The following is a 24,586-nucleotide window of genomic DNA, read 5'->3' as shown; positions in this document are numbered from 1 at the left end:
CGTTCGGGCCGTTCGGGGGCCGTGAAAAGTTGCCCAACAGCGGCAAGCGGCGCTGACCGGCGAGGATCGTCCCGCTGGTCGGCGCCGCTTCACGAGGGCCCGGATCAGGCAGCCTGCTTGGTCTCCCAGAAGATCTTGTCGATCTGCGCGATGTAGTCCAGCAGCTCCTGGCCCGTGGCCGGGTCGACGGAGGCCTTGGTGCCGCCCGCGCCGCCGCCGGCCTTCTTGGTGGCCTTGTTGAACAGCTCGTGCAGCTCCGGGTACTTCTCGAAGTGCGGCGGCTTGAAGTAGTCCGTCCACAGCACCCAGAGGTGGTGCTTCACGAGGTCGGAGCGCTGCTCCTTGATCTCGATGGCACGCTCCCGGAACACCGGGTCCTCGTTGCCCTGGTACTTCTCCTGGATCGCCTTGACCGACTCGGCCTCGATCCGGGCCTGCGCCGGGTCGTACACGCCGCAGGGGAGGTCGCAGTGCGCGGTGGCCTCCAGCCGCGGGCGGAGAATGCGGGACAGCCGCATGGGTCCTCCCTGATGATGATCCTGCTGGGTGGTGATCGTTCTGGCGGGGCCAACCCTACTCCCGGCCCCCCGGGCTCAGCAGGACGGAGAGGTGTGATGCGGCGATGGCGCCGGGTGGCGGTCCGGGGACCGTCGATGTCTCCCACCCTGGCCGACGGCGACGTCGTCCTGGCCCGGTTCGGTGCCCCCGTCCGGAGGGGCGACGTGGTGCTCGTCCGCTGGTCGGCGCGGCCCGGGCAGCTGTCGGTGAAGCGCGCGGTCCGGCCGGAGGGGGCGGGCTGGTGGGTGCTCGGGGACAACCCCTACGGCTCGACGGACTCGGGTCTCCTGGGACCCGCGGAGGTGCTGGCCGTCGTCGGAGCCCGGCTGTGGCCCACGCCACATCGGCTGCGCAGGACACCCGACCGGGGGTGACGGAAGCGACGTGCCCGGGCGCTGTGGGCCGGGTAAGGTGACCGGTCAGTACCCGACGACCGATCCCTCGCCTCGCCCCGCCGCATCCGGACGGGATGGCGGAGGGGGCCGTCCGGCACCGCGAGAGGGTCGACCCGAGGCCTCCGGTGCACGGCGAGTGGGCCGCACGTGACGTGCGCCCCGGACACCGCACACCTCTCAGGAGAGGCCCTCCCATGACCGTCGTGCCCGAGCGCGTCCTCGAGACCGAACCGATCACCCAGGACCAGATCTTCGCCGCCCACGTGGGCGGCAAGCTCTCCACCGGCCTGTCGGCCCCGCTGTCCGACGCGCGGGACCTGGCCATCGCCTACACCCCCGGCGTCGCCGACGTCAGCCGCGCCATCGCCGCGGACCCGGCCCTCGCCGCCCGCTACACCTGGACGAACCGCCTGGTCGCGGTGGTCAGCGACGGCACGGCGGTCCTCGGCCTCGGGGACATCGGCCCGCGTGCCTCGCTGCCGGTCATGGAGGGCAAGTCCGCGCTGTTCAAGGCGTTCGGCGGGCTGGACTCCATCCCGCTCGTGCTGGACACGACGGACGTCGACGAGATCGTCGAGACCCTGGTCCGGCTGCGCCCGAGCTTCGGCGCGGTCAACCTGGAGGACGTCTCGGCGCCGCGCTGCTTCGAGCTCGAGGCGAAGCTGATCGAGGCGCTGGACTGCCCCGTCATGCACGACGACCAGCACGGCACGGCGATCGTCCTGCTCGCGGCCCTGCGCGGGGCCTGCGAGGTCGAGCGGCGTGAGCTCGCGGACCTGAAGGTCGTGATCTCAGGTGCCGGCGCCGCGGGTGTCGCCTGCGCCCGGATGCTGGTCACTGCCGGAGCGCGGGACGTCGTCGTGCTCGACTCGCGGGGCGTCATCGACGCCGCGCGCGGCGGGGAGAAGGCGCGGCTCGCGGCGGAGACCAACCCGCGGGGTGTCACCGGCGGGATCGCGGCCGCGCTGCGGGACGCGGACGTGTTCGTCGGCCTGTCCAGCGCGAGGCTCCCGGAGGAGTTGCTCGCCACGATGGCGCCGCGGCCCATGGTCTTCGCCCTGTCCAACCCGGACCCGGAGATCGCGCCGGACATCGCCGCCCGGTACGCCTCGATCGTCGCCACGGGCCGCAGCGACTTCCCGAACCAGATCAACAACGTGCTCGCGTTCCCGGGTGTCTTCCGGGGCGCGCTGGACGCCGGGGCGCGCCGGATCACCGACGAGATGAAGCTCGCCGCGGCCGAGGCGATCCACCTGGTGGCCCGCGACGACCTGGCGCCGGACCGGATCGTCCCGAGCCCGTTCGACCCGCGTGTCGCGCCCGAGGTGGCGGCCGCGGTGCGAGCTGTCGCCGAACGGGCGAGCGGACGGTAGTCACGCACTGTAGTCGGGCGTGTGTCCGGCGAACTGGGCGGCTTCTGTCGAACGGCCCGAATGGTGACTCCCGGTGACCCGATCGGAGTCACCCACACGGGGCGTGGTGGTTCGTTCGGGGTAAGTCGGCGGATCGACCGGGCGACCACCTCGTTGTGCCCTACGTAACGGGGGGTTCGGCACACGACGCCTGGGGGGCGCAGTGGACGAGTTCGACGAGCAGTCGGCGCACACGGAGGAGACCCTGCGCGACGACCGCGACCGGGGCACGGACGAGGACGCCTCGGCCGAGGCCGTGCAGCGCGCGGACCTCCGCCGCTCGCGCCACGCCGTCCTCGGCGGCGGGGTCCGCCCCGAGGTGGCGCGGTTCGCGAGCCAGCTCGCGCAGGCGATCTCGGACGCGCCGGGCGGCCTGGTGCGCTCGTCGGGCCGGGAACCGCACGAGCTGCCGGACGCCGCCCCCGGGCCGTCGAGTACGTCCACGACGAGGTTCCGGCCGGGGCGCCGCAGCTCGCCGAGGCGGTGACGGACCCGCGGCCGATGCAGGTCGTCGGCGCCGGAGCCGCCCCCTCCGGGTTCGCGGGGGCGCCCGCGGCCGAGCCGCTCGAGGCCCCGGCGGTGTTCGCCGAGCCGGGGTTCGCCGAGCCGGGGTCCGACCCGGAGCTCACCGACCCCGTCGGCAGCTTCCCCCGCATCCTCCCCGCGCTCCGCGAGGCCGCCCTCGGCACCTCGACCCTGCCCCCCGGCACGCTCGACGGGTTCGGCCCCGGCGGCGTCGAGGTCGTCCCGCTGCCGTCCGCGCCCGCCGTCGTGTGCGACGACTCGAACCGGATCGTGCGCGTCAACCAGGCGTTCCTGCGGCTGGCGGACAGACGCACCGACGACCCCGTGCACGGCCCCCTCGGGATGCGGGTCAACCAGCTCGTCGCCGGCCCGGACGCCGACGCCCGCCTGGTCCGGCCGGACCACTCGCTGGTGCGGGTCCGCGTCGTGCGCTGGGACCTGCCGGGCGCCCTGCGCGCGGTGCTCTTCATCGAGCTGGAGCAGCCCCAGGGCGATGCGGGAACCGGCGCGGACCGCCGCTGGACGGCCGAGCTGGAGCGGATCGCCCGCGTCGGTACCTGGACGTTCGACCTCACCACGGCCACGCTCTCGCGCACCGAGACCCTCGACGAGCTGTACCGCTCGGTGGGCGTCGCCGCGGACACCGACCGCGGTCCCGTGGAGGGGGACCAGGTCGCGCTGCTCTGCCGCGGGCTGCGGTCCGGTGCCCGCACCCAGGACCACCACGTCGAGATGCGGCTCCCCGGGGACCGGGTGCTGAGCTGCCGGGCCGGCATCGAGCGCTCCGCGGACGGCACGCCGGTGCGGCTCGTGGGCATGGTGCGCGACGTCAGCGCCCAGCGCGTCGCCGAGGGCCGGGTGCAGCACTCCGGGCAGCGGTTCCTGGACCTCATGGCCACCGTGACCGCAGGGGTGGGGCTGCTCGACGCGTCCGGCCGGCTCGTCGACGCGAACCCGGCCCTGTGCGCGCTGCTGGACTCGCCGCTGGAGCGGCTGCGCGGCGTCTCCGCGCTGGACCTGACCGCGGAACCGGAGGCGAGCCCCGACGGCCTGCCGCGCTGGCTGCGCCGGATCGCGCCCGGCTCGCAGCACGGCTACCGCATCGACGCCCTCGCCCTGCTGCGCGCCGACGGCACCCGGGTGTGGTGCGAGGTCGGCGTCACGGCGTCGATGGCGGACGACGGCGGCGTGTTCTGGCTGATCGTCTGCACGGACGTCGGCGAGCAGCGCCGCGCCGCCGAGCTCCTGCGCAGCGCCGCGACCACGGACGAGCTGACCCGGCTGCCGAACCGCGCCGCCGCCCTCGAACTGCTGGACACCCTGCTCGCCGGGCCCGGCCGGCACCGCGTGGCCCTGGTCTGCGGGGACCTGGACGACTTCGCCCGGGTCAACTCCTCGCTCGGCCACGAGGCGGGCGACGACATGCTGGTCGCGCTCGCGGCCCGGCTGCAGCGGGAGCTCCCGTTCGGCTGCACCGCGGCCCGGCTCTCCGCGGACGAGTTCGTGGTGATCTGCGCGGACCACGCGGAGGCCGGCGGCCCGGACGCCCTCGCCCGGACCGTCGCGGACATGCTCCGGACCACGGTCACCGTCCACGGGCGGCCGGTGCACCTCACGGCCTCCGTCGGGCTGGCCACCCCGAAGCCGCACGAGGACGTGACCGCGTCGGACCTGCTGCGCTACGCCGAGGCGGCCATGCAGGACGTCAAGCGCAACGACCGCGGCGGCGTCGGCATCGCCTGTGAGGGGGTCGTCGCCACCGCGACCCGGCAGCTGGAGCTCGAGGCCGAGCTCCGCGCCGCGATCTCCGGCGACGGGCTGCTGCTGGAGTACCAGCCGGTCGTCGGGCCGGACGGGGTCGTGCACAGCGCCGAGGCGCTGGTCCGCTGGCCGCACCCGGAGCGCGGGCTGATCCCGCCGGGGGAGTTCCTGCCGGTCGCGCAGCGCGGCGGGCTGCTGCGTGAGCTGGACCTGTGGGTGCTGCGCACCGCGACCCGCGAGGCCGCGGGCTGGACGACGCCGAGCGGGCGCGGCGTGGCCGTCGCCGTCAACCTCGCCGGGCTGCTGCCGAGCGAGCCGGACTTCCTCGCCCACGTGAGCGCCGCCGTCGCGGGCGCCGGCCTGATGTGGGACCAGCTGGTGCTCGAGCTCGTCGAGACGTCCATGGTGGCGCTCCCGCGGCACGCGCTCGACGCCATGGCCGAGCTGGTCAACCGGGGCGTCCGCTTCGCCGTCGACGACTTCGGCACCGGCTACTCGTCCCTGGCGCGGCTCGAGGAGCTTCCCGGCGCAGACGGTGAAGGTGGACCGGTCGTTCGTCACAGGCGTCGCGGAGGACCCGGCGGACTTCGCCGTCGCCCGGGCCGTCGTGGACCTGGCGCACGCGATGGGCCGCTCGACGGTGGCCGAGGGCGTCGAGACCGCGGAGCAGTTCCACGTGCTGCGCGGCCTGGGCGTCGACGCCTACCAGGGCTGGCTCTTCGCCCGCCCGCTGCGGGCGGACGCGATGCGCCGGGTGCTGCTCGCCGAGCGCCTCCCGACGCCGGCGACCGCGATCGGCGCCTGAATCCCACGTCGCGGGCACCTGTCCGGACACGTCGCGGGTTGGTCACGGTCCCCGGTTCCCGGTTCGCCACCCGGATCTCGGCGGGATAGCCTCGCTCGACTGCGGCGGCCGGCAAGAGGTCGTCGGCGACGAACGGGGTTACCCGGGTGATCGAGTTCCGGGACGTCACGAAACGGTTCCCCGACGGCACCGTCGCCGTGGACACGCTGAACCTGACCGCGGAGACCGGCCGGATCACGGTGTTCGTCGGGCCGTCCGGCTGCGGCAAGACCACCTCGCTGCGGATGGTCAACCGGATGATCGAGCCCACCTCCGGCATCATCGAGGTCGACGGGCAGGACATCATGGCCGGCGACCCGGCCGAGCTGCGCCGCGGCATCGGCTACGTGATCCAGGCGGCCGGGTTGTTCCCGCACCGCACCATCCGGGACAACATCGCCACCGTCCCGATGCTGCTGGGCTGGAACAAGAAGCAGGCCCGCGAGCGGGCGATGGAGCTGATGGAGACCGTCGGACTCGTCCCGGAGATGGGCAGCCGCTACCCGGCGCAGCTCTCCGGCGGCCAGCAGCAGCGCGTCGGCGTGGCCCGCGCCCTCGCCGCGGACCCGCCGGTCCTGCTGATGGACGAGCCGTTCAGCGCCGTGGATCCGGTGGTCCGGGAGAACCTGCAGGACGAGCTGCTGCGGCTGCAGTCCGAGCTCGGCAAGACGATCGTGTTCGTCACCCACGACATCGACGAGGCCATCAAGCTGGGCGACCGGGTCGCGGTGTTCCGCACCGGCGGCCACCTCGCCCAGTACGACGAGCCCGGCGTGCTGCTCGCCCGTCCGGCGGACGACTTCGTGGACAACTTCGTCGGCCGGGACCGCGGCTACCGCGGGCTCGGGTTCGTGTCGTCCAGCGGGCTGCCCGTCGGCGAGCTGCGGACGGTCGAGGTCGGGGGCAGCGCGCCCGAGGGCTGGTCCCTCGTGGTCGACAGGGAACGGCGCCCGCTCGGCTGGCACCACGGCGCGACCGCGGGCGGCACGGCCGGCGAGGAGAACCTCGTCCCCGGCGGCTCCCTGTACGACGCGGCGTCGGGCTCCCTGCGCAGCGCGCTCGACGCGGCCCTGTCGTCGCCGTCGGGCCAGGGTGTCGCGGTCGACGCGGACGGCCGGGTGAGCGGCTCGATCAGCGCGGACGACGTGCTCGCCGCCCTGGCCGTCGCCCGCCGCGACGACGCGGCCGCGTAGGGGAGCGCACCGGTGACCTGGGTTCTCGGCAACCTGCCGCTGATCGGCGACCTGCTCGTCCAGCACATCGTGTTCTCGCTGGTCCCGGTGGTGATCGGGCTGGTGCTGGCGATCCCGCTCGGCTGGCTGGCCAACCGCACGCCCGCCGGGCGCACCATCGTGATCAACCTGTCCGGGCTGCTCTACACGATCCCGTCGCTGGCGCTGTTCGTGTTCCTCCCGGCCGTCCTCGGCACGTCCATCCTGGACCCGGTCAACGTGATCGTGGCGCTGAGCGTCTACACCGTGGCGCTGCTCGTCCGCACCATCGCGGACGCGCTGTCCGCGGTGCCGGACCTCGTCGTCAACTCGGCGACGGCGATGGGCTTCACCCCGGTCCGCCGCTTCGTCGGCGTGGACCTCCCGCTGGCGGTCCCCGTGATCGTCGCGGGGCTCCGGGTGGCGGCCGTGTCGTCGATCAGCCTGGTGACGGTGGGCTCGACCGTCGGGTTCGGCGGCCTCGGCCGGATGTTCACCGACGGCTTCCAGCGCGTCATCACCGCGGAGATCATCGCCGGGATCGTGCTGGTGCTGGCGCTGGCCCTCGTCGTCGACACGCTCCTGGTGCAGGGCGGCAAGGCCCTCACGCCCTGGCAGCGGGCCGGGCAGACCGCGCGGCGGGGGGCGGAGGCGTGAACTACCTCGGCTGGCTCCTCGACGGCGCGAACTGGAGCGGCCCCCAGGGCATCACCCAGCGGCTGATCGAGCACCTCGGCTACACCGCCCTGACGATGGTGATCGCGCTGGTCGTCGCGGTGCCGGTCGGCGCCTGGATCGGGCACCGCTCCGGCGGGGGCTTCGTCGTCAGCGGCGCCAACGGCCTGCGTGCGCTGCCCACGCTCGGCCTGCTCGTCCTGTTGGTGACGTGGATCGGCCTCGGCTTCACCGGCCCGCTCATCGCGCTGCTCGTCCTCGGCATCCCGCCGATCCTCGCCGGCACCTACGCCGGCATCCGCAACGTCGACCGCGCGATCGTCGACGCGGCCACCGGCATGGGCATGCGCGGCAAGGACGTGCTGCTCAAGGTCGAGCTGCCCAACGCCCTGCCGCTGATCATCGGCGGGATCCGCAGCGCGCTGCTGCAGGTCGTCTCCACCGCGACGATCGCCGCGTACGTCGGGCTGGGCGGCCTCGGCCGCTTCATCTTCGACGGCCTCGCGCAGCGGGACTTCCCGCAGATGATCGGCGGGTCGATCCTGGTCGCGGTGCTCGCCGTCGCCCTGGACCTGCTGTTCGGCGGGCTGCAGAAGCTGCTCGTCTCGCCCGGGCTGCAGGCCGCACCGCGCGGCCCGCGCCGGCTGCGCGCCGTCCCGCCCCCGAAGCAGCCGGTGCCCGCCGCCGAGGCGGCCTGAGAACTCCCCACCACCCGAACCCCGCCCCGGAGGACCTTCACCATGAGACGCACCCTGATCGCCCGCGTCGCCGCCGTCGCGGCGATCTCCGCGCTCGCGCTCACCGCCTGCGGTGGCGGTGGCGGCGGGGACCCGCTGTCCAGCGGCAGCACGGGCAGCGCCGCGCCCGCGGACACCATCAAGATCGGCTCGGCGAACTTCACCGAGAGCCAGATCGTCGCCGCGATCTACGGCCAGGCCCTGCAGGCCAAGGGCGTCAAGGTCGAGACGACGCCGCCGATCGGCAGCCGCGAGGCCTACTACCCGGCCCTGCAGGACGGCTCGATCGACCTGATCCCGGAGTACACCGGCACGCTGCTGCAGTACGTCAAGAAGGACGCCACCGAGACCGAGCCGGACGCCGTCTACACCGCCCTGCAGGCCGCGCTCCCGCCGACGCTGACGGTGCTCCAGAAGTCCGCCGCCGAGGACCGGGACGCCGTGGTCGTCACGCGGGCCACCGCGACGCAGCACAACCTGAAGACGATGGACGACCTGGCGCCGGTCTGCGGCCAGATGGCCTTCGGCGGCCCGCCGGAGTTCCAGACCCGGCCCGACGGCATCCCGGGCATCCAGAAGACCTACAACTGCACGTTCAAGAGCTACCTGCCCCTCGACGCCGGCGGCCCGCTGACCGTCGCCGGGCTGAAGGACGGCAACGTTGCGGCCGCGGACATCTTCTCCACGGACGCGTCGATCAAGACGAACGACTTCGTCGTGCTGGACGACCCGAAGAGCAACTTCGCGGCGCAGAACGTCGTTCCGCTGATCACCAAGGCGAAGGCGACCCCGCAGGTCACCGAGGTGCTCGACGCGATCTCGGCCAAGCTGACCACGCAGGGGCTGACGGACCTCAACGCCGAGGCGGCGAGCGACACCAAGCCCAGCGCGGAGACCGTCGCGAAGAACTGGCTGACGGCCAACGGCCTGGCCTGACCCGCCCGGCCCTGATAGGTATCAGCGATGAATGACACCACGCCCGCCGGCTCCGTCACGTCGCTGCACCGCTACCCGGTGAAGTCGATGCTCGGAGAGCCGGTGGACGCGATCGTCGTCGACGCGCGCGGGGTGGCGGGGGACCGCCGCTTCGCGCTCGTCGACAGCGACACCGGCCGGGTCGCGACGGCCAAGCACCCGCGGCTGTGGCGCACCCTGCTGCAGTTCTCCGCCGTCTCGGCCGGGGCCGGCGCGCGGATCACGTTCCCGGACGGGCACGTGCTCCCCGTCGACGAGGCGGCCGACGAGCTCTCCGAGTTGCTCGGCCGCAAGGTCCGGGTGTCGGCCGAGCGGGCCGAGGGCGCGTCCGTGGAACGTCCGGACCCGGTGGACGTGCTGGCCGAGGGCGTGGACGCCGAGGTCGAGTACGGGGTCCTGGAGATCGCACAGGGCACGCCGGGCGGCGCGTTCGTGGACTACGCGCCGATCCACCTGATCACCACCGCGACCCTCGACGAGCTGGGCGTGGAGGCGCTGCGCTACCGCCCGAACGTCGTGGTCCGGACCCCGCCCGGATACCCGCCCTTCGCGGAGAACGACTGGTGCGGGGCCGAGTTCACGATCGGCGACGTCCGGCTGCGCGGCACCCTGCCCACGCCGCGCTGCTCGGTGCCGACCCTGGAGCACGGGGACCTGCCGCGGGCCCCGCAGGCGGTGCGCCCCTTGCTGGAGCGCAACCGCGTGGACGTCCCGGGCTTCGGGGTGCTCCCGTGCGCCGGGGTGTACGCCGAGGTGCTGTCCGGGGGCACGATCCGGATCGGGGACGCGGTGGGCTGAGGGCGCCACCGAGCCCGGGGCGTGGCGGAGCCGGCCCGGCAGGCCGGTGGCGCACAACGTGAATCGCGTCCGGGTGACGTCGCCGCCCCTCTGGTTGTGAGGTGTCTCACCCGGTGGAAGTATCGGCTCGGTCCGACGTACGTTCTCCAGCGAGAGGGCCAGGGGCATGGCCGAGCTCGAACCGAGGAACTTTCTGCAACCCTGTCTGCTGCTGCTTCTGCGCGAGCGGCCCGATCACGGCTACGAACTCGCCAACCGGCTCCGTCCCATGCACGACGGAGCGGGGGATCCGGGTGGCGTGTACCGCGCGCTCCGGGGTCTGGAGAAACTCGGCCTCGTCCGGTCCGAGTGGCAGACCTCCGCCACCGGCCCGGCGCGGCGGATCTACCACGTCACCGGCGAGGGTGCCGCCATGCTCGACGGACAGGCCAGAGGCCTGGAGAGCGTCCACGACGCGATCCACGTCTTCCTGGACCGCTACGCGCGGGTCGCCGCGGTCGCGAGGCCCGTCGGCTAGCCGCCCTCGGCAGTGGCCGAGAGGGCCCGCGCCGGCCGTGTAACCGCTCGGTGGCGCGTTGTCACTACCCCCGGGCCGTATGGATTCGCCAGGTCGTGGCTGCCATCCTCGATCGGACGATGAGTTCGGGTCCGGGAGGAGGTCCACCCCGCATGGCCTTCACGGCCGTTCTCGCGATGGTCTCGCTCGGGCTCGGCCTGCTGCACCTGCTGCGGGTGGCCACCGCCCGGCGGGACGGGCGACCGGTGCTCGGAGAGGCGTCCCACGCCGCGATGGGCCTGGGGATGGCGGCGATGTTCTCGCCGTTCGGCGACCCGCTCCCGTCGGTGGTGTGGGTCGCCGTCTTCTCCTCGACGGCCACGTGGTTCGGCCTGCGCTGGCTGCGCGCCGGTCCCCGGGCCGACGACGCGGCGCACCACGTCGTCGGCGGCGTGGCGATGCTGCTGATGCTGGCCCTGGGCGGGCACGAGCACAGCCATGCCGGCTCGACGTGGGTGTCCCTCGTCGCGGTCGTCCTGGCGGGATACTTCGGCTGGCACGTGCTCCGCTGCTCGGACCGCTTCGTCGCGGCGCGCCGGTCCCCGGTGGCCGCCGGGCACGCGGGCTGCCCCGCGCCGGGCGGGGGAGCGGGACTTCGTGCCCCGCACGTCGGCGCGCTCGCCCACCTGGTGATGGCGGCGTCCATGGGTGTGATGTTCCTGGGCATGGTGTGACCGCCGGACGGTCTGCGTGTATCGATCCGGGGTCGGCGAGGGACCCGCTGGCGGGGCCTCCGGCCGTCGGCGACGATGGGCGCTAGATTCCGCACGCGGCGCACACGCGCCGTGGCCCGGGGTAGCCGGGTTCGGGCACACGACAGGCGGAGGACGGCAGCGCGTCATGGCGAGCATCGAAGAGGTCCGGTCCGGGATCGCGACGGCCAACGACAAGGCCTCGGAGAGCCTCGGCGCCCTGCAACAGGCGCAGAACTGCATCGAGCAGGCGCAGAGCGCGTTGCAGCAGGTCACCGAGGGCAGCAGCCAGGGTGACGTGGACCAGGCCAACGCCTACTACGCGGACGCCGCCAGCAAGATCGGTGACGTGCAGCAGGCGGTCAACGCCGCGATCGAGGCCGCCGAGGGCGTCGCGGCCCGGCTGTGACCTCGTCCCTCGGTGACATCCGGATCGCGCTCGCCGAGGTCGGTGGGCTGACGGCGGACGCGCGACGGCACGTGGACCTCGCCGCGGAATGCCTCGGCGAGGCGGTGAGCACCCTCGCCGAGCTCGTCGAGCAGACCCACGAGGACCTGCCGGTGGACGCCCTGGCGCGCGCCCGGGACGACGTCGCCGAGGTGGGCGTGAGCGTCTCCGCCGCGGCGGACGCGATCGCCGATCTCGACGCACGGATGTAGCCGTGGCGCCTCGTATGTCAGGTCTGGGGAGGTCCGGCCGCCGGGAGCGCATCACCGCTGCCTTCGACGAGTTCCGGGACGCGTGCGCGGCGGCGCTCGGGGCGGCGTCGCGGCTGCGGGCGGACGCCGTCCGCGCCCACGCCGTGACGATGTTCGAGCTCTGGCTGCGCCGGGACGGCATCGAGGCCGCGCAGGCGGACCCCGCGCTGGCGCCCGCGTTCGGCTCGCGGGTGCTGGCCGCCGCCGTGGAGCGCGCGGAGTCCGACCGTCGGAAGGCGTTCGACCCCTGGCTGGAACACGGCCCGCGCCGGCTCGCGGACATCATGGCCGAGGCGGCGACCGGGCCCGCCGGGCAGGAGCCGCGGGAGTGGCTCGGCGCCGTCGGCAAGTACGAGGGCGTGCACGACCCGTACCCGCGGCTGTGGCGGATCGGGAGCGGCCGCCTGGACGTCGGGGAGGCGTTCCCCGTGGGCATCCCGCTGCTGGACGAGTCCCACCTGCGCATCGACTCCACGCACGAGACCCGTGGGGCCGCGGAGGCGCTCGTCGAGCAGGTGCTGCTGCGGGTGTTCTCGACCTTCCGGCCCGGGATGGTGAACGTCCACGTCTGGGACGTCGGACAGTTCACCGGAGCGCTGCCCGGCCTCTACCCGCTGACCCGCACCGGGCTGCTCACCGTGCACGACCCGGGCCGCCTCGCCGAGCTCCTCGACGAGCTGTCCGACCGGATCCGCAAGGTGCACAGCCGGGTGCTCGTCGGCGGCTACCCGTCGCTGCGCGCGCACGCCCAGCACGAGGGCAAGCGCAGCGAACCGTGGGTCGTCGCGGTCCTGGCCGGCAACAGGCAGTCGCTCTCCGACGAGCACCACCGCCAGCTGCAGCGGGTGGCGCGCAGCGGCCTGGCGTGCGGGATCCAGCTGGTGCTGCTGGACGTGCCGATGACGGTCGGGGCACCCGTCGAGTCCGTGCGGTTCACCCCGGACGGCGCCCGCTGCTCGATGACGGGCCCGAACGTCGCGGTCACGCCCGACCCGCCGCTGCCGCGCGGCGAGGTCACCGCGGCGTGCACCGAGATCGTGCGCGCCCACGAGGAGTGGCGGGCGCAGGTCAGCACGTTCGCGGACCTGCTGCCGCTGACCAGGGACTACCGGACGTCGTCGGCGGCCGGGGTGTACGCGCCGATCGGCTTCGCCGACGGCATGCCCGTCGAGATCGCCCTGGACGACGGCTCCCCACACGCGCTGATCGGCGGCCCGAGCGGCTCCGGCAAGACGAACCTGCTGCTCGCGATGATCGGGTCGATGGCCGCCCGGTACGACCCGGACGAGCTGGAGTTCTACCTCCTCGACTTCAAGGAGGGCGTCTCGTTCGCGCAGTTCGCCCCGGGCCGGGCGGACGGGACCTGGCTGCCGCACGCCCGGCTCATCGGCATCAACATCAACACCGACCGGGAGTTCGGGCTCGCGCTGCTGCAGTTCCTGGCGGAGGAGATGCGCCGGCGGGCGGACGCCGCGAAACGCCACGAGGTCACGAAGCTCGAGGAGCTCCGGCGGGCGGACCCGGACGGACGGTGGCCGCGGATCGTCGCCGTGATCGACGAGTTCCAGTACCTCTTCGCCGAGCGGGACCAGCTGACCAAGCAGGCGACCGCGCTGCTGGAGGACGTCGCCCGGCGCGGCCGCTCGCAGGGCATCCACCTGGTGCTGGCCAGCCAGGACGTGTCCGGGATCGAGGCGTTCTGGGGCCGTCCGGCGATCTTCGAGCAGTTCGTCCTGCGGATCGCGCTGCCGCGGGCCCGCCGGGTCCTCGCGAATCTCAACGACGCCGCGCTGTCCCTGCCGCGCTGGCACGCGATCGTGAACCACGAGTCCGGGATGAAGCACGGCAACGAGGTCGCGCGGATCCCGGACGCGAGCGCCCGCACCGAGATCGACGAGGTGCAGCACGAGACCCACGCCTACTTCGCCCCGGGCCGGCCGACGCCGCGGCTGTTCAACGGTTCCCGGGCCCCGTGGGTCGGCGACCTGCTCGACGTCCTGGGCCGCGAGGGCGGGCCGCGGGCGCTGCTCGGCCAGGTGATCGACGTCGAGGGCAGCGCGGCGGCCGTCCGGCTGCCGGACACGCCCGGCCGCAACGTCGCCGTGCTGGCGTCGGACGGGAACGAGGCGATGCGGGTGATGGGCGCGGCCGCGCAGTCGCTCGTGGCGACGGCTCCGCCGAACGCGTCGTTCGTCGTCGCGTCGCTGGTCGACAACGGTGACGTGGTCCTCGATCGGCTCGGGGACCGGGCGGACCCGGTGGGACTCGACGAGATCCGGGACCGGGTCGAGTTGCTGGCCAAGGAGGTCGCGGCCCGGGCCGCCGGCAACGACCGGCCCCCGCTGTACGTGCTGCTCCTCGGCGCGGATGCGGCGGACCCCCTGCTCGAACGGCCCGGCACCGAGGCGCTGCGGAGCGTCCTGCGGTTCGGGCCGGAGGTGGGCGTGCACGTCATCGGCTGGTGGCGCAGCGCCGCGCGGCTGCGGTCCCTGCTGAGCATGTCCGCGAGCCCGGACGACGTCGGCGCGTGGATCGCCCTGGACGTCCAGGGTTCCGAGCTGACGCCGCTCGCCCCGGGGATGGGCCTGACCTGGGCGCCCCGCCCGGGCCGGGGGCTGTTCTTCGACCGCGCGCAGCACTCGCGCCCGGAGGTCGTGCTGGTGCCGGAGGTGACGCGGTGAACGAGCCGATCGACCCGGAGCCTGCGCGCGGCGCGGAACGCGACGACGCCGCGGCGCGGTACCGCGAGGTGACCGCGGGGATCGCGGCGGCCGTCGAGGAGCTGCGGGCCAAGGACCGGGAGCGGGCCCTGACGCTCGAACGCCGCCTCGGCGAGCTCGACGACGTCATGGCCCGGGCGGGTGAGCGCACGGCCCTGACCCGGTTCACCGTCGACCTGCACTGGGAGGCCGCGCTCGAGGCGTTGTGGGGGGAGTCCTGGATGACCCTGCGGACCTTCCCGGCCCCGGACGAGGCGGCGGACCCGAACGAGCTGGACGAGCTGGACCGGCAGGTCGCGAGCACATTCGATGCGCTGAGGGACCTGGTCCGCCGCCGGGGCTTCGGGCTCCGCCGCTGACCCGCTCCGGCTCTCCGGTGCTCGAGTGGCTCAAGCGTCAACCACTGGCGCTTGAGCCACTCAGGCGGCGGTAGAAGCCTGGCGGCAGGCAGGCGGCGGGCTCCGACGACCCGTCAGTCGTCCTCGTCGTCGCGGGCCAGGAAGGTCGCGAGGCGTTCCACCGCGTCCTCGAACGCGGGGTTCAGGTCGACGAACGTGCGGAGCCGGGCGGCCAGCCACTCCACGCTGACCGCCTCCTCCCCGCGCCGCTCGACGAGCTCCTCGATGCCACGGTCGGTGAAGTACACGCCGACGGCCTAGCTGAAGGCCTTGGCGATCAGCTCGCGCTGCTCGACCTCGTGCACCTTCGACGACCCGGGGGCCGGCGCGGCCATCCGGCGACGCGAGATACGGGTCAGCCCCGACAGGCGCTCCGGCAGCTTCTCCGGGAGCTCGAGGCCCATGTGCGGCCACGCGCCCTGGTTCGCCGGCTCCTCCTGGACCCAGCGGATGTCCTTCGCGTTCGGGTAGCGCTCCAGCACCCCGCTGAGCTGCCGGTCCGGCACCGGGTACAGCTGCTCGAGGCGGACGATCGCGACGTTGTCGATGTCCTGCTTATCCCGGTGCTGCGCGAGCTCCCAGTAGATCTTGCCGCTGCACAGCAGGACCTTCTGGACCGAGGCGGCGGGGCCGTCGTCGGTGCGGTAGCGCGGATCGTCGATCACCGGGCGGAACCGGCCGCCGGTGAAGTCCGAGACGGGCGAGACGACCGCCTTGTTCCGCAGCATCGACTTCGGGGTGAAGACGACGAGCGGGCGGCGGACGCCGTCGAGGGCCTGCCGGCGCAGCAGGTGGAAGTAGTTCGCCGGCTCCGACGGCAGCGCCACCGTCATCGAACCCTCGGCGCACAGCTGCAGGAAGCGCTCGATGCGCCCCGAGCTGTGGTCCGGGCCCTGGCCCTCGAGGCCGTGCGGCAGCAGCAGCACCACGTCCGACATCTGGCCCCACTTGGCCTCACCGGACGAGATGAACTCGTCGATGATCGACTGGGCGCCGTTGACGAAGTCCCCGAACTGGGCCTCCCACAGCACCAGCGCGTTCGGGTTCGCCACCGAGTAGCCGTACTCGAAGCCGACCGCCGCGAACTCCGACAGCGCCGAGTCGTAGGCCATGAAACGGCCCTGGTCCTCGGCGAGGTTGCGCAGCGGGGTGTACTCCTCGCCGGTCTTGCGGTCGATGAGCACCGAGTGCCGCTGCACGAACGTGCCGCGCCGCGTGTCCTGCCCGGAGAGCCGGACCAGCTTGCCGTCCATGACCAGCGAGCCGAACGCGAGCAGCTCGCCGAAGGCCCAGTCGACGTTCCCCTCGCGCGACATCGTCGCGCGCTTCTGCAGCACCGGCTTGACGCGCTGGTGGGGGGTGAAGCCCTCCGGCAGGTTGGCGTGCACGTCGCCGATGCGGTGCACGACCTCCAGCGTGACCGACGTGTCCAGGTCGCTCGGGACGAGCTGTTCCTTCTCCACCGACGACGAGACGGCGGGCGGGGTCTTCTCCAGCTCCCGGACCTCGTTGAAGACGTGCTCGAGCTGGTTGGAGAAGTCCTTGAGCGCGTGCTCGGCCTCCTCCATGGTGATGTCACCACGGCCGATCAGCGACTCGGTGTAGATCTTGCGGACGCTGCGCTTGGCGTCGATCACGTCGTACATCGCCGGCTGCGTCATCGAGGGGTCGTCGCCCTCGTTGTGGCCGCGGCGGCGGTAACAGATCATGTCGATCACGACGTCGTTGTTCCAGCGCTCGCGGTACTCGACCGCCAGCTTGGCGACCCAGACGCAGGCCTCCGGGTCGTCGCCGTTCACGTGGAAGACCGGCGCGCCGATCATCTTCGCGACGTCCGTCGAGTACTGCGACGAGCGCGACGCCTCCGGGGCGGTGGTGAAGCCGACCTGGTTGTTGACGACGACGTGCACGGTGCCGCCCGTGCGGTAGCCGCGCAGCAGCGCGAGGTTCAGCGTCTCCGCCACCACGCCCTGCCCGGCGAACGCCGCGTCGCCGTGCATCATCAGCGGCAGCACGGTGAACGCGCCGTCGCCCTTGTTCAGGATGTCCTGCTTGGCGCGGACGATGCCCTCGAGCACCGGGTCCACGGCCTCCAGGTGCGACGGGTTGGACGCCAGCGAGACGACGACCTCGCCGTCGCCGAACATCCGGAAGTACTTGCCCTCGGCGCCCAGGTGGTACTTGACGTCGCCGGAGCCGTGCGCCTGACCCGGGTCCAGGTTGCCCTCGAACTCGCGGAAGATCTGGCTGATGGGCTTGCCGACGATGTTGGCGAGCACGTTGAGCCGGCCGCGGTGCGGCATGCCGATGACGACCTCGTCGAGCTCGTGCTCGGCGGCCTTGTCCAGCACGGCGTCCAGCAGCGGGATGACGGTCTCGCCGCCCTCGAGCGAGAACCGCTTCTGCCCGACGTACTTGGTCTGCAGGAAGGTCTCGAACGCCTCGGCCGCGTTGAGCTTGCTGAGCACGTACTTCTGCTCGACGACCGACGGCTTCTGGTGCGGGACCTCGATGCGCTCCTGCAGCCAGGCGCGCTGCTCGGGGTCCGCGATGTGCATGTACTCGGTGCCGACGGTGCGGCAGTAGGAGTCCCGGAGCAGGCCCAGGACGTCCCGGAGCTTCATGTGCTTCTTGCCGCCGAAGCCGCCGACGGCGAACTCGCGGTCCAGGTCCCAGAGGGTGAGGCCGTGGCTGAGCACGTCCAGGTCCGGGTGGCGGCGCTGGCGGTAGTTCAGCGGGTCCGTGTCCGCCATCAGATGCCCGCGGGTGCGGTAGGACTCGATCAGCTCGAGGATGCGCGCGGTCTTGTCGACCTCGCCCTCGGGGATGTCCTGCACCCAGCGGACGGGCTCGTAGGGGACCCGCAGCGACGTGAAGATCTCGTCGTAGAAACCGTCCCCGCCGAGGAGCAGGTGGTGGATCCGGCGCAGGAAGTCACCGGACTCCGCGCCCTGGATGATCCGGTGGTCGTAGGTCGACGTCAGCGTGATGATCTTGCTGATGCCGAGCGTCGCGAGCCGTTCCTCGCTGGCGCCCTGGAACTCGGCCGGGTACTCCATCGCCCCGACGCCGATGATCGTGCCCTGGCCCTGCATCAGCCGCGGCACCGAGTGGTTGGTGCCCAGCGTGCCCGGGTTGGTGAGGCTGATCGTGGTGCCGGCGAAGTCCTCCGCGGTCAGGTTCCCGCCTCGTGCCTTGTGCACGATGCCCTCGTAGGCCGACCAGAACTGCGCGAACGTCATGTTCTCGCAGCCCTTGATCGACACGACCACGAGCGAGCGCTGGCCGTTCCGGCCGGGCAGGTCGATGGCCAGGCCGAGGTTGACGTGCTCGGGCTGCACGACGGTCGGCTTGCCGTCCGTCTCGACGAAGTGCCGGTTCATCACCGGGAAGTCCGCCAGCGCCTTCACCACGGCGTAGCCGATGAGGTGGGTGAAGGAGATCTTGCCGCCGCGGGTGCGCTGCAGCTGGTTGTTGATGACGATCCGGTTGTCCGCCAGAAGCTTGGCGGGCACGGCGCGGACGCTCGTCGCGGTGGGGACCGCGAGCGAGGCGTTCATGTTCTTGACGACCGCGTTCGCGGCGCCGCGGAGCGGGGTCACCTCGCCGTCGCTGCCGATGGGCGTGGGCTTGGCGGCCTGGGAGGTGCTGCCGGCGGCGGGCTTCTGGGGGGCCTTCGAGGCGGCGGCCTTCGTGGAGGCGGAACCGTTGGAGCCGGTCTTCGACGGGGCGGTGGAGCTGGCGGCGGCGGCGGACACGTCCTGCTTTCCGGTCGGAGTGGAGGTCTTCTCGGCGGTCTTCGGCGACGCCGTCGGCGCGTCCTGCTCGGCGTCCTGCTCCTCGGCGGGCGGGGACCCGTCGCCGTCGTCGTCCGCTCCGGTGTCGGAGAGGCCGCCGCCCGGCCGGTAGTCCGCGAAGAAGTCGTGCCACGCCGGGTCGACCCCGTTCGGGTCCTCGAGGAAGCGCTGGTACATCTCCTCGACGAGCCACTCGTTGGGGCCGAACTGGTCCGTTGGGCTTGACGTACTGCTGGTGGACACGCTGTCAACCGCCTTGGTTCCGCTAATGTGTCGGGTCGCCGACGACCGGGGACCAGGGTAGTCCCCGCGTCGGATCACGGGGTACCGCGCCAGGGGGATCACACAAACCCCGGTGAGGGCCCCGGCGCACGCCGGGTCAGAAGACGGGCAGCGCGCCGATGCCCGGTACGACCGCGGTCCGGACCGCCGTCTCGGCGATCACGGTGCCCGTCGCCAGCCCGCAGGAGGAGTCCCGGCGCAGGGTGTCCCGCTCGCCGGCGTACTGCCCGTCGACGGGATCGACGAGGAGTTCGGTGCGGGTGGGCCCGTCGTCGTGCACGAGGGCGGCGCACAGGTTGCCGTCGAGGTCCTTCACCTCGTCGACGACCGTCACCGCCGGCAGCAGCAGCAGCGCGGCGAAGAGGGCCTCGCGCAGGTCCGCCGGGACGGTGCAGGTGCGCAGCGTGTCCACCGCCGCCCGGAACGGGCCGGTGTAGGTGCGCTGCGGCACGTCCTCGCGCAGGCGGGCGATCAGCGCGTCCGGGTCCCGCGGCAGCAGCGCGAGGAACTCCGGGGTGGGTGCCGCCCAGCCACCCGCCGGGCGGCGCGGCGAGGTCTCGTTGAGCTCGGCGTAGAAGTCCCCGTAGGGCGCCCGGAACCGACCGCTGGGCCAGTGGTCGTTCAGGTCGAACCCCTCGGAGACGGCGTCGTCCCCGGAGCCGACGAGCCAGGTGACGCGGCCGGTGAGCTCGCGATCGAGCAGCCAGTCCGCGTCCCGGTCCACCGGCGTCCACTGCTGGATCAGGTGCTCCGAGAGATGGACGTGGATCGCCTCCGCGGTGGCGAACGTACCCATCCACCACGCGTGGGTAGCGATATACCGGTACTGCTCCGCTGTGAGCGGCTCGTCTGCGGTACGGACGAACGGGACGGGCACCAGGTTGCTCCCGCGGGTCGGTGAACGGGACGGGTCGGCCCATACATTGTGGAACGAGCCCGGCACGGCCCGTCACACCACCCCCGCCCCGCGAATCACCCGCGGGTGTGCCCACCTCTCAGGAGATCCACTCCTTGACCTGACCGAAGATCTTCGGGGCGTCCGCCGTGACCGCATTGACGTGCAGATGCGTGACGCCGGCCTCCTGCAGCGCGGCGATCCGCTCGCGGACGAACGCGGGCTCGCCGATGAGCGTCGCCTTCTCGATGAACTCGTCCGGCAGCGCGGCGGCGGCCTCCTCCTTCTTCCCGTCGAGATAGAGGTCCTGCACCTCCTGCGCGGCGTCGGCCCAGCCCTGCCGCCGCATGACCGTGTTGTAGAAGTTCTTGCCCCGCGCGCCCATGCCGCCGATGTACAGCGCGTACATCCCACGGGCGAGCTGCCGCGCCGGCTCCCACATCTCCGGCTCGAGCGCGAGGATGCCGCCGCCGGTGATCTGCAGCGGGCCGAGCTCGGGGCGCGCTTCGCGAACCCGGCGTCGAGCGCCGGGCCGAACACGTCGCGGATCTTCTCGGGGACGAGCACGTGCGGCAGCCAGCCCTCGGCGAGCTCCGCGGTCATCTCGACGTTCTTGTCCCCCAGCGCCGCGACCCAGATCGGGATGTTCGCGCGCTTCGGGTGGTTGATCAGCTTGAGCGGCTTGCCGAGCCCGGTGCCCCGGCCCTCGGGGAGCGGGATCGGGTAGAGGCCGTCGTGCTCCAGCCGCTCGCGGCGCCAGACCTTGCGGCAGATGTCGATGATCTCCCGGGTGCGGGTGATCGGCTTGTCGTAGGGGACGCCGTGGAAGCCCTCGATGACCTGCGGCCCGGACGCGCCGAGACCGAGGATGGCGCGGCCGTTCGACAGCGCGTCCAGGCCGGCCGCGGACATCGCGGTGAGCGTGGGGGTCCGGCTGTAGATCGGCAGGATCCCGGAGCCGATCTCGACCCGCTCGGTGCGCGCCGCGAGGTACCCCATCAGGGAGACGGCGTCGTAGCTGTAGGCCTCCGCGACCCAGACGACGTCGAGGCCGGCCTTCTCCAGGCCGACCACGGACTCGGCGTTCGCGACCGGGTCGTCGCCGTACTGCAGCTGCGTCGAGAGCTTCATCCGACGAAGGTTACCGGCGAGTCAACTCCTACACGACGGTCCGCTCCCGGCCCGCCCAGTAGGGCGCCCGGAGGTCCTTCTTGAGGATCTTGCCGGTGGGGTTGCGCGGGAGCTCGTCCACCACGTCGACGCTCGCGGGGCACTTGAACGACGCGAGCTGCGCGCGGCAGTACGCCAGGATCTCCTCCCGGTCCACCTGTGCGCCCGGCATCGCGACCACGATCGCCTTCGGCACCTCGCCCCACCGCTCGTGCGGCACGCCGATCACCGCGACGTCCGCGACGGCCGGGTGCTCGGCCAGCACCCGCTCGATCTCGGCGGGGTAGATGTTCTCGCCGCCGCTGATGATCATGTCCTTGATCCGGTCCGTGACGTAGACGTAGCCGTCGGCGTCGACGTGCCCGCCGTCGCCGGACCGCAGCCAGCCGTCCGGGGTGACGGCGGCCGCGGTCGCCTCGGGCTTGCGCCAGTAGCCGCTCATCAGCTGCGGGGTGCGGACCCAGATCTCGCCGGGCTCGCCGGTCGGGACCGGCTCCCCGCTCGCGGGGTCCCGGATCTCGATCTCGACGCCGTGGATGGGCGTCCCGGCGGACACCAGCCGGTGCGCGACGGCCGGGTCCTCATGGTCGGCGGTCGGCAGCGTGCTCACCACGCCGCAGGCCTCCGTCATCCCGTAGACCTGCGCGAGGGTGCCCGGGAACAGGGCGAGGCTCGCCCGCATCACCGGCAGCGGCATCGGCGACGCGCCGTAGGAGAGGACCTGCAGGGCCGAGTAGTCCCGGTCCGCCGCGCCGGGCACCTGGGCCATCGCCGCCATCAGCGCGGGGACGAGGAACGTGTGCGTGATCCGCTCCCGCTCCAGCACCTCCAGCACGGCGGCGGGGTCCGGGACGCGCTGCAGCACGATCCGCGCGCCGTGGGTGAGCGCGACCAGCGCGTAGCTCGTGCCGCCGACGTGGAACAGCGGCATCGCGACCTGCACCGACGCGTCGGCGGTCATCCCGAACTCCGCCGCGCTGTTGCGGGCGTGCTCGAGCAGGCCGCGGTGGGTCAGCATCGCGCCCTTGGGGAAGCCGGTGGTGCCCGAGGTGTAGAGCTGCACGACGCAGTCGTCCGGCGCCGCGGGGTGCAGGTCCGGGTCCGGCTCGTGGGAAGCTCAGCCAGGCCTCGAACTCGTCGTCCCCGCCGCCGACCCGCACGACCCGCTCGACCGCCGCCAGCTTCTCCCGCACCTGCTCCACCGCCGGCGCGAACTCGGGCCCGACGAAGAGCAGCCGCGCCGCGGCGTCGTCGATCACGTAGACGATCTCCGGCGGCGCCAGCCGGAAGTTGACGACGGCATTGGCGGCGCCGATCCGCGCGCACGCGAGCGTCAGCTCGATGCAGGACGGGTGGTTGAGGTCGAGCACCGCGACCCGGTCCCCGGGGCCGATCCCCGCGGCGCGCAGCGCGCCCGCGAGGCGGCGCACCCGCTCGTCGAGCTCCGTCCAGGTCCGGGTGAGGTCGCCGAACCGCAGGACCTCGGCGTCGGGCCGCGCGGCCGTCCAGTGGGGGAGCAGGTCGGAGATCAGCGACACGTCGGTCATGGGGGACTCCTCGACGGCGGGGTGTGGTCGGGGCCACACGATCGGGGCGGATCGTAGCGTCCGGCACACCCCTCGGAACAGGACGAATCCGGCAGGTCGGCCGCCCCGGACGCGCCGACTCGCGCGGTGGTGGGCAGGATGGAGCCGCATCGACGATCGGGGGGAACGACGCGTGCAGGACCACTCCGGGCGGATCGCCGTCGACGGCCTGAGCAAGCGGTTCGGCACCGTCGAGGCGGTCCGCGACCTCGGGTTCGCCGTCGAGCCGGGACTGGTCACCGGGTTCCTCGGGCCCAACGGCTCCGGCAAGACCACGACCCTGCGGATGATCCTCGGGCTGGTCGTGCCGACGTCCGGGACCGCGCTCGTCGAGGGCGTCCCGTTCGAGACGCTCGGCTCGCCCGGCCGCGTCCTCGGCGCCGTGCTCGAGGCGCAGGGCTTCCACCCCTCCCGCACCGCGCGCCGTCATCTGCTGGTCTGCGCGGCCGCGATCGGCGTGCCGGACCGGCGCGTCGACGAGGTGCTCGGCCTGGTCGGGCTCGCCGCGGACGCCGACCGCCGGGTCGGCGGCTACTCCCTCGGCATGAAGCAGCGCCTCGCGCTCGCGACCGCGCTGCTCGGCGACCCCCGGATCCTCGTCCTCGACGAGCCGGGCAACGGCCTGGACCCGGCCGGCATCGCCTGGCTGCGGGACTTCCTGCGCGGGTTCGCCCGCAGCGGCCGCAGCGTGCTCGTGTCCAGCCACCAGCTCGCCGAGATCGGGCAGAGCGCGGACCGGGTCGTGGTGATCCACCGCGGCGCGTGCGTGTACCAGGGCGAGCTGGCGGGGCTCGGCGGCGGCCGCCGGGGGCGGGTGCTCGTGCGCTGCGCGGAGCCGGTGACGCTCGCGCAGGCGCTGGTCGCGAAGGGACTGATGGAGGTGGACACGCTGCCGGACGGACGGCTCGCGGTGGGGGGTGCGGACGCGGTGCTGGTCGGGGACACCGCGCTGGCGGCGGGAGTCGCGGTGTACGGGCTGGTGGAGGAGCAGGTGGATCTGGAACAGCTGTTCCTGCAGCTCACCGGGGGTGTCCCCGGATGACCGCGCCGGTCGCGTCCCGGATGCTGCGGGCCGAGCTCCGGCGGACGACCTCGGTCCGCATGTGGTGGGCGCTGCTCATCCCGGTCGTCCTGCTGGCGCTGTCGATCAACGTGTTCGGCGGCGTCTTCAGCTCGTCGCTCTCGGGGCTGGGCGGGGAGACGCCCGGGGTCCTGCTCGCGTCGCTGGCCTACTCCCTCTCGCTCGGCAGCGTGTTCGCCGCCGTGCACGGGGCGGTGCAGGCGACGGGGGAGTTCCGGCACCGGACGATCACCACCACGTACCTCACCGGCGGGCGCGTCCCCGTGCTGCTGGCCCGCTGCGCGGTCGGCGCGGCCGTCGGCGCCGTCTACGCGCTGGGGACCATCGCGTTCGGGCTGGTGGCGGGCCTGTTGGGACAGGGCAGCGCGACGTTCCCGTCGCCCGGGCCGCTGTTCGGGCTGATCGGCACCGGGATCGCCGTCTGCGCCTTGTGGGCCGTGCTCGGGGTGGCCGTCGGGACGCTCGTGACGAACCAGGCCGGCGCGGTCGTGCTGCTGCTCGTCTACGTCCTGGCGATCGAGAACGTGCTGTCGCTGATCCTGCGGTCGGGGGCCGACCCCGGCCTCGGCACCGGCCCTCCGGCGATCGCCCGGATCACCTCGTACCTGCCCGGGAACGCCGCGGACGTCGCGCTCTACGACATCCCGGCCGTCGAGCTCGCGGGCCCGCGCTACGGCACCCAGGCCGTCGAGAGCCTGGCGGGGGTGGCGTCGCCGCCGCCCGGCTGGGCGTGCCTGATCGTCCTCGCGCTCTGGGCGGGGGCGGGCGTCGCGACGGCCTGGGTGGTGGGGGACCGCCGCGACGTCACCTGAGCCCTCC

Annotated in this window: 23 protein-coding genes and 2 pseudogenes; 17 read left to right on the top strand and 8 right to left on the bottom strand. The window is 73.1% G+C overall.

Features of this window, described 5'->3' with window-relative positions; all coding sequences use genetic code 11:
- Nucleotides 1–104 precede the first annotated feature (104 nt).
- A complete protein-coding gene (gene sodN / locus WBK50_RS26800) occupies nt 105–518 on the bottom strand; it encodes a superoxide dismutase, Ni (RefSeq protein ID WP_341338258.1) in 414 nt (137 codons plus the stop codon).
- Between the two features lie 96 nt (nt 519–614).
- On the opposite strand from sodN, the gene WBK50_RS26795 reads away from it, so the two are divergent.
- The 15 genes from WBK50_RS26795 to WBK50_RS26725 all read left to right on the top strand — a co-directional run bounded on the left by WBK50_RS26795 (nt 615) and on the right by WBK50_RS26725 (nt 14,917).
- Nucleotides 615–932 (top strand): S26 family signal peptidase, encoded by a 318-nt coding sequence (locus WBK50_RS26795; RefSeq protein WP_341338257.1) that lies wholly within the window; start codon nt 615–617, stop codon nt 930–932.
- A 215-nt stretch (nt 933–1,147) separates the two neighbouring features.
- Nucleotides 1,148–2,326 carry an NAD(P)-dependent malic enzyme gene (locus WBK50_RS26790; protein WP_341338256.1) on the top strand — a complete coding sequence of 393 codons (1,179 nt, stop codon included), beginning with the start codon at nt 1,148–1,150 and terminating at the stop codon, nt 2,324–2,326.
- A 202-nt stretch (nt 2,327–2,528) separates the two neighbouring features.
- Nucleotides 2,529–2,852 (top strand): hypothetical protein, encoded by a 324-nt coding sequence (locus tag WBK50_RS26785; protein ID WP_341338255.1) that lies wholly within the window; start codon nt 2,529–2,531, stop codon nt 2,850–2,852.
- Nucleotides 2,853–2,866: 14 nt separating this feature from the next.
- The gene (locus tag WBK50_RS26780; RefSeq protein ID WP_341338254.1) at nt 2,867–5,545 is read left to right on the top strand and encodes a putative bifunctional diguanylate cyclase/phosphodiesterase; all 2,679 of its coding nucleotides are present in this window, start codon (nt 2,867–2,869) and stop codon (nt 5,543–5,545) included.
- Between the two features lie 57 nt (nt 5,546–5,602).
- Nucleotides 5,603–6,688 carry an ABC transporter ATP-binding protein gene (locus tag WBK50_RS26775; protein WP_341338253.1) on the top strand — a complete coding sequence of 362 codons (1,086 nt, stop codon included), beginning with the start codon at nt 5,603–5,605 and terminating at the stop codon, nt 6,686–6,688.
- Nucleotides 6,689–6,700: 12 nt separating this feature from the next.
- A complete protein-coding gene (locus WBK50_RS26770; protein ID WP_341338252.1) occupies nt 6,701–7,363 on the top strand; it encodes an ABC transporter permease in 663 nt (220 codons plus the stop codon).
- Nucleotides 7,360–8,079, top strand: coding sequence for an ABC transporter permease (locus WBK50_RS26765; RefSeq protein WP_341338251.1), 720 nt, complete (start codon nt 7,360–7,362; stop codon nt 8,077–8,079). Before WBK50_RS26770 ends, WBK50_RS26765 begins: the two co-directional genes overlap by 4 nt.
- Before the next feature lie 42 nt (nt 8,080–8,121).
- Nucleotides 8,122–9,054 (top strand): ABC transporter substrate-binding protein, encoded by a 933-nt coding sequence (locus WBK50_RS26760; protein ID WP_341338250.1) that lies wholly within the window; start codon nt 8,122–8,124, stop codon nt 9,052–9,054.
- A gap of 27 nt (nt 9,055–9,081) precedes the next feature.
- Nucleotides 9,082–9,891 (top strand): MOSC domain-containing protein, encoded by an 810-nt coding sequence (locus WBK50_RS26755; RefSeq protein WP_341338249.1) that lies wholly within the window; start codon nt 9,082–9,084, stop codon nt 9,889–9,891.
- A gap of 166 nt (nt 9,892–10,057) precedes the next feature.
- Nucleotides 10,058–10,408, top strand: coding sequence for a helix-turn-helix transcriptional regulator (locus WBK50_RS26750; protein WP_297496233.1), 351 nt, complete (start codon nt 10,058–10,060; stop codon nt 10,406–10,408).
- Nucleotides 10,409–10,560: 152 nt separating this feature from the next.
- A complete protein-coding gene (locus WBK50_RS26745; protein WP_341338248.1) occupies nt 10,561–11,121 on the top strand; it encodes a DUF5134 domain-containing protein in 561 nt (186 codons plus the stop codon).
- A 166-nt stretch (nt 11,122–11,287) separates the two neighbouring features.
- A complete protein-coding gene (locus tag WBK50_RS26740; protein WP_297496237.1) occupies nt 11,288–11,548 on the top strand; it encodes a hypothetical protein in 261 nt (86 codons plus the stop codon).
- Nucleotides 11,545–11,799: a hypothetical protein gene (locus WBK50_RS26735; RefSeq protein ID WP_341338247.1), complete on the top strand. Its 255-nt coding sequence runs from the start codon at nt 11,545–11,547 to the stop codon at nt 11,797–11,799. Before WBK50_RS26740 ends, WBK50_RS26735 begins: the two co-directional genes overlap by 4 nt.
- Before the next feature lie 14 nt (nt 11,800–11,813).
- Nucleotides 11,814–14,519, top strand: a complete 2,706-nt coding sequence (locus WBK50_RS26730) for an FtsK/SpoIIIE domain-containing protein (RefSeq protein ID WP_341338246.1) — start codon at nt 11,814–11,816, stop codon at nt 14,517–14,519.
- Nucleotides 14,516–14,917 (top strand): hypothetical protein, encoded by a 402-nt coding sequence (locus WBK50_RS26725; RefSeq protein WP_341338245.1) that lies wholly within the window; start codon nt 14,516–14,518, stop codon nt 14,915–14,917. Before WBK50_RS26730 ends, WBK50_RS26725 begins: the two co-directional genes overlap by 4 nt.
- 113 nt (nt 14,918–15,030) lie before the next feature.
- Here the strand turns inward: WBK50_RS26725 and WBK50_RS26720 are convergent, their stop codons facing one another.
- The 7 genes and pseudogenes from WBK50_RS26720 to WBK50_RS26690 all read right to left on the bottom strand — a co-directional run.
- Entirely contained in the window at nt 15,031–15,204 is a 174-nt protein-coding gene (locus tag WBK50_RS26720; protein ID WP_297496241.1) for a DUF6104 family protein, read from the bottom strand.
- A gap of 9 nt (nt 15,205–15,213) precedes the next feature.
- Nucleotides 15,214–18,930: a multifunctional oxoglutarate decarboxylase/oxoglutarate dehydrogenase thiamine pyrophosphate-binding subunit/dihydrolipoyllysine-residue succinyltransferase subunit gene (locus WBK50_RS26715; RefSeq protein WP_445942397.1), complete on the bottom strand. Its 3,717-nt coding sequence runs from the start codon at nt 18,928–18,930 to the stop codon at nt 15,214–15,216.
- 202 nt (nt 18,931–19,132) lie between these two features.
- Nucleotides 19,133–19,831, bottom strand: a complete 699-nt coding sequence (locus WBK50_RS26710) for a hypothetical protein (protein WP_341338243.1) — start codon at nt 19,829–19,831, stop codon at nt 19,133–19,135.
- 199 nt (nt 19,832–20,030) lie between these two features.
- On the bottom strand, nt 20,031–20,567 hold the full coding sequence (locus tag WBK50_RS26705) for an LLM class flavin-dependent oxidoreductase (protein ID WP_341339507.1): 537 nt from the start codon (nt 20,565–20,567) through the stop codon (nt 20,031–20,033).
- 95 nt (nt 20,568–20,662) lie between these two features.
- A pseudogene (locus tag WBK50_RS26700) lies at nt 20,663–21,061 on the bottom strand (LLM class flavin-dependent oxidoreductase); the annotation flags it as partial.
- A gap of 28 nt (nt 21,062–21,089) precedes the next feature.
- A complete protein-coding gene (locus tag WBK50_RS26695; protein WP_341338242.1) occupies nt 21,090–22,163 on the bottom strand; it encodes an AMP-binding protein in 1,074 nt (357 codons plus the stop codon).
- 130 nt (nt 22,164–22,293) lie between these two features.
- Nucleotides 22,294–22,647 (bottom strand): annotated as a pseudogene (locus tag WBK50_RS26690) (AMP-binding protein); the annotation flags it as partial.
- 172 nt (nt 22,648–22,819) lie between these two features.
- Here WBK50_RS26690 and WBK50_RS26685 point away from each other — a divergent pair.
- Complete coding sequence (locus WBK50_RS26685; RefSeq protein WP_341338241.1) at nt 22,820–23,728, top strand: ATP-binding cassette domain-containing protein; 909 nt, start codon at nt 22,820–22,822, stop codon at nt 23,726–23,728.
- Nucleotides 23,725–24,579, top strand: a complete 855-nt coding sequence (locus WBK50_RS26680; protein ID WP_341338240.1) for a hypothetical protein — start codon at nt 23,725–23,727, stop codon at nt 24,577–24,579. The genes WBK50_RS26685 and WBK50_RS26680 overlap by 4 nt, the downstream gene beginning before the upstream one ends.
- Nucleotides 24,580–24,586 lie beyond the last annotated feature (7 nt).

Origin of the sequence: Pseudonocardia sp. T1-2H, from assembly GCF_038039215.1 — a bacterium.
Taxonomy (GTDB): domain Bacteria; phylum Actinomycetota; class Actinomycetes; order Mycobacteriales; family Pseudonocardiaceae; genus Pseudonocardia.
Note: the sequence above shows the minus strand (reverse complement) of the source record. Positions and strands in the feature narration are given on the sequence as shown.

Coding starts and splice junctions, on each gene's coding strand:
- sodN (WP_341338258.1), bottom strand. CDS start 518: ATGCGGCTGTCCCGCATTCTCCGCCCGCGGCTGGAGGCCACCGCGCAC.
- WBK50_RS26795 (WP_341338257.1), top strand. CDS start 615: ATGCGGCGATGGCGCCGGGTGGCGGTCCGGGGACCGTCGATGTCTCCC.
- WBK50_RS26790 (WP_341338256.1), top strand. CDS start 1,148: ATGACCGTCGTGCCCGAGCGCGTCCTCGAGACCGAACCGATCACCCAG.
- WBK50_RS26780 (WP_341338254.1), top strand. CDS start 2,867: ATGCAGGTCGTCGGCGCCGGAGCCGCCCCCTCCGGGTTCGCGGGGGCG.
- WBK50_RS26760 (WP_341338250.1), top strand. CDS start 8,122: ATGAGACGCACCCTGATCGCCCGCGTCGCCGCCGTCGCGGCGATCTCC.
- WBK50_RS26755 (WP_341338249.1), top strand. CDS start 9,082: ATGAATGACACCACGCCCGCCGGCTCCGTCACGTCGCTGCACCGCTAC.
- WBK50_RS26750 (WP_297496233.1), top strand. CDS start 10,058: ATGGCCGAGCTCGAACCGAGGAACTTTCTGCAACCCTGTCTGCTGCTG.
- WBK50_RS26745 (WP_341338248.1), top strand. CDS start 10,561: ATGGCCTTCACGGCCGTTCTCGCGATGGTCTCGCTCGGGCTCGGCCTG.
- WBK50_RS26740 (WP_297496237.1), top strand. CDS start 11,288: ATGGCGAGCATCGAAGAGGTCCGGTCCGGGATCGCGACGGCCAACGAC.
- WBK50_RS26730 (WP_341338246.1), top strand. CDS start 11,814: ATGTCAGGTCTGGGGAGGTCCGGCCGCCGGGAGCGCATCACCGCTGCC.
- WBK50_RS26715 (WP_445942397.1), bottom strand. CDS start 18,930: ATGTACCAGCGCTTCCTCGAGGACCCGAACGGGGTCGACCCGGCGTGG.
- WBK50_RS26710 (WP_341338243.1), bottom strand. CDS start 19,831: ATGGGTACGTTCGCCACCGCGGAGGCGATCCACGTCCATCTCTCGGAG.
- WBK50_RS26680 (WP_341338240.1), top strand. CDS start 23,725: ATGACCGCGCCGGTCGCGTCCCGGATGCTGCGGGCCGAGCTCCGGCGG.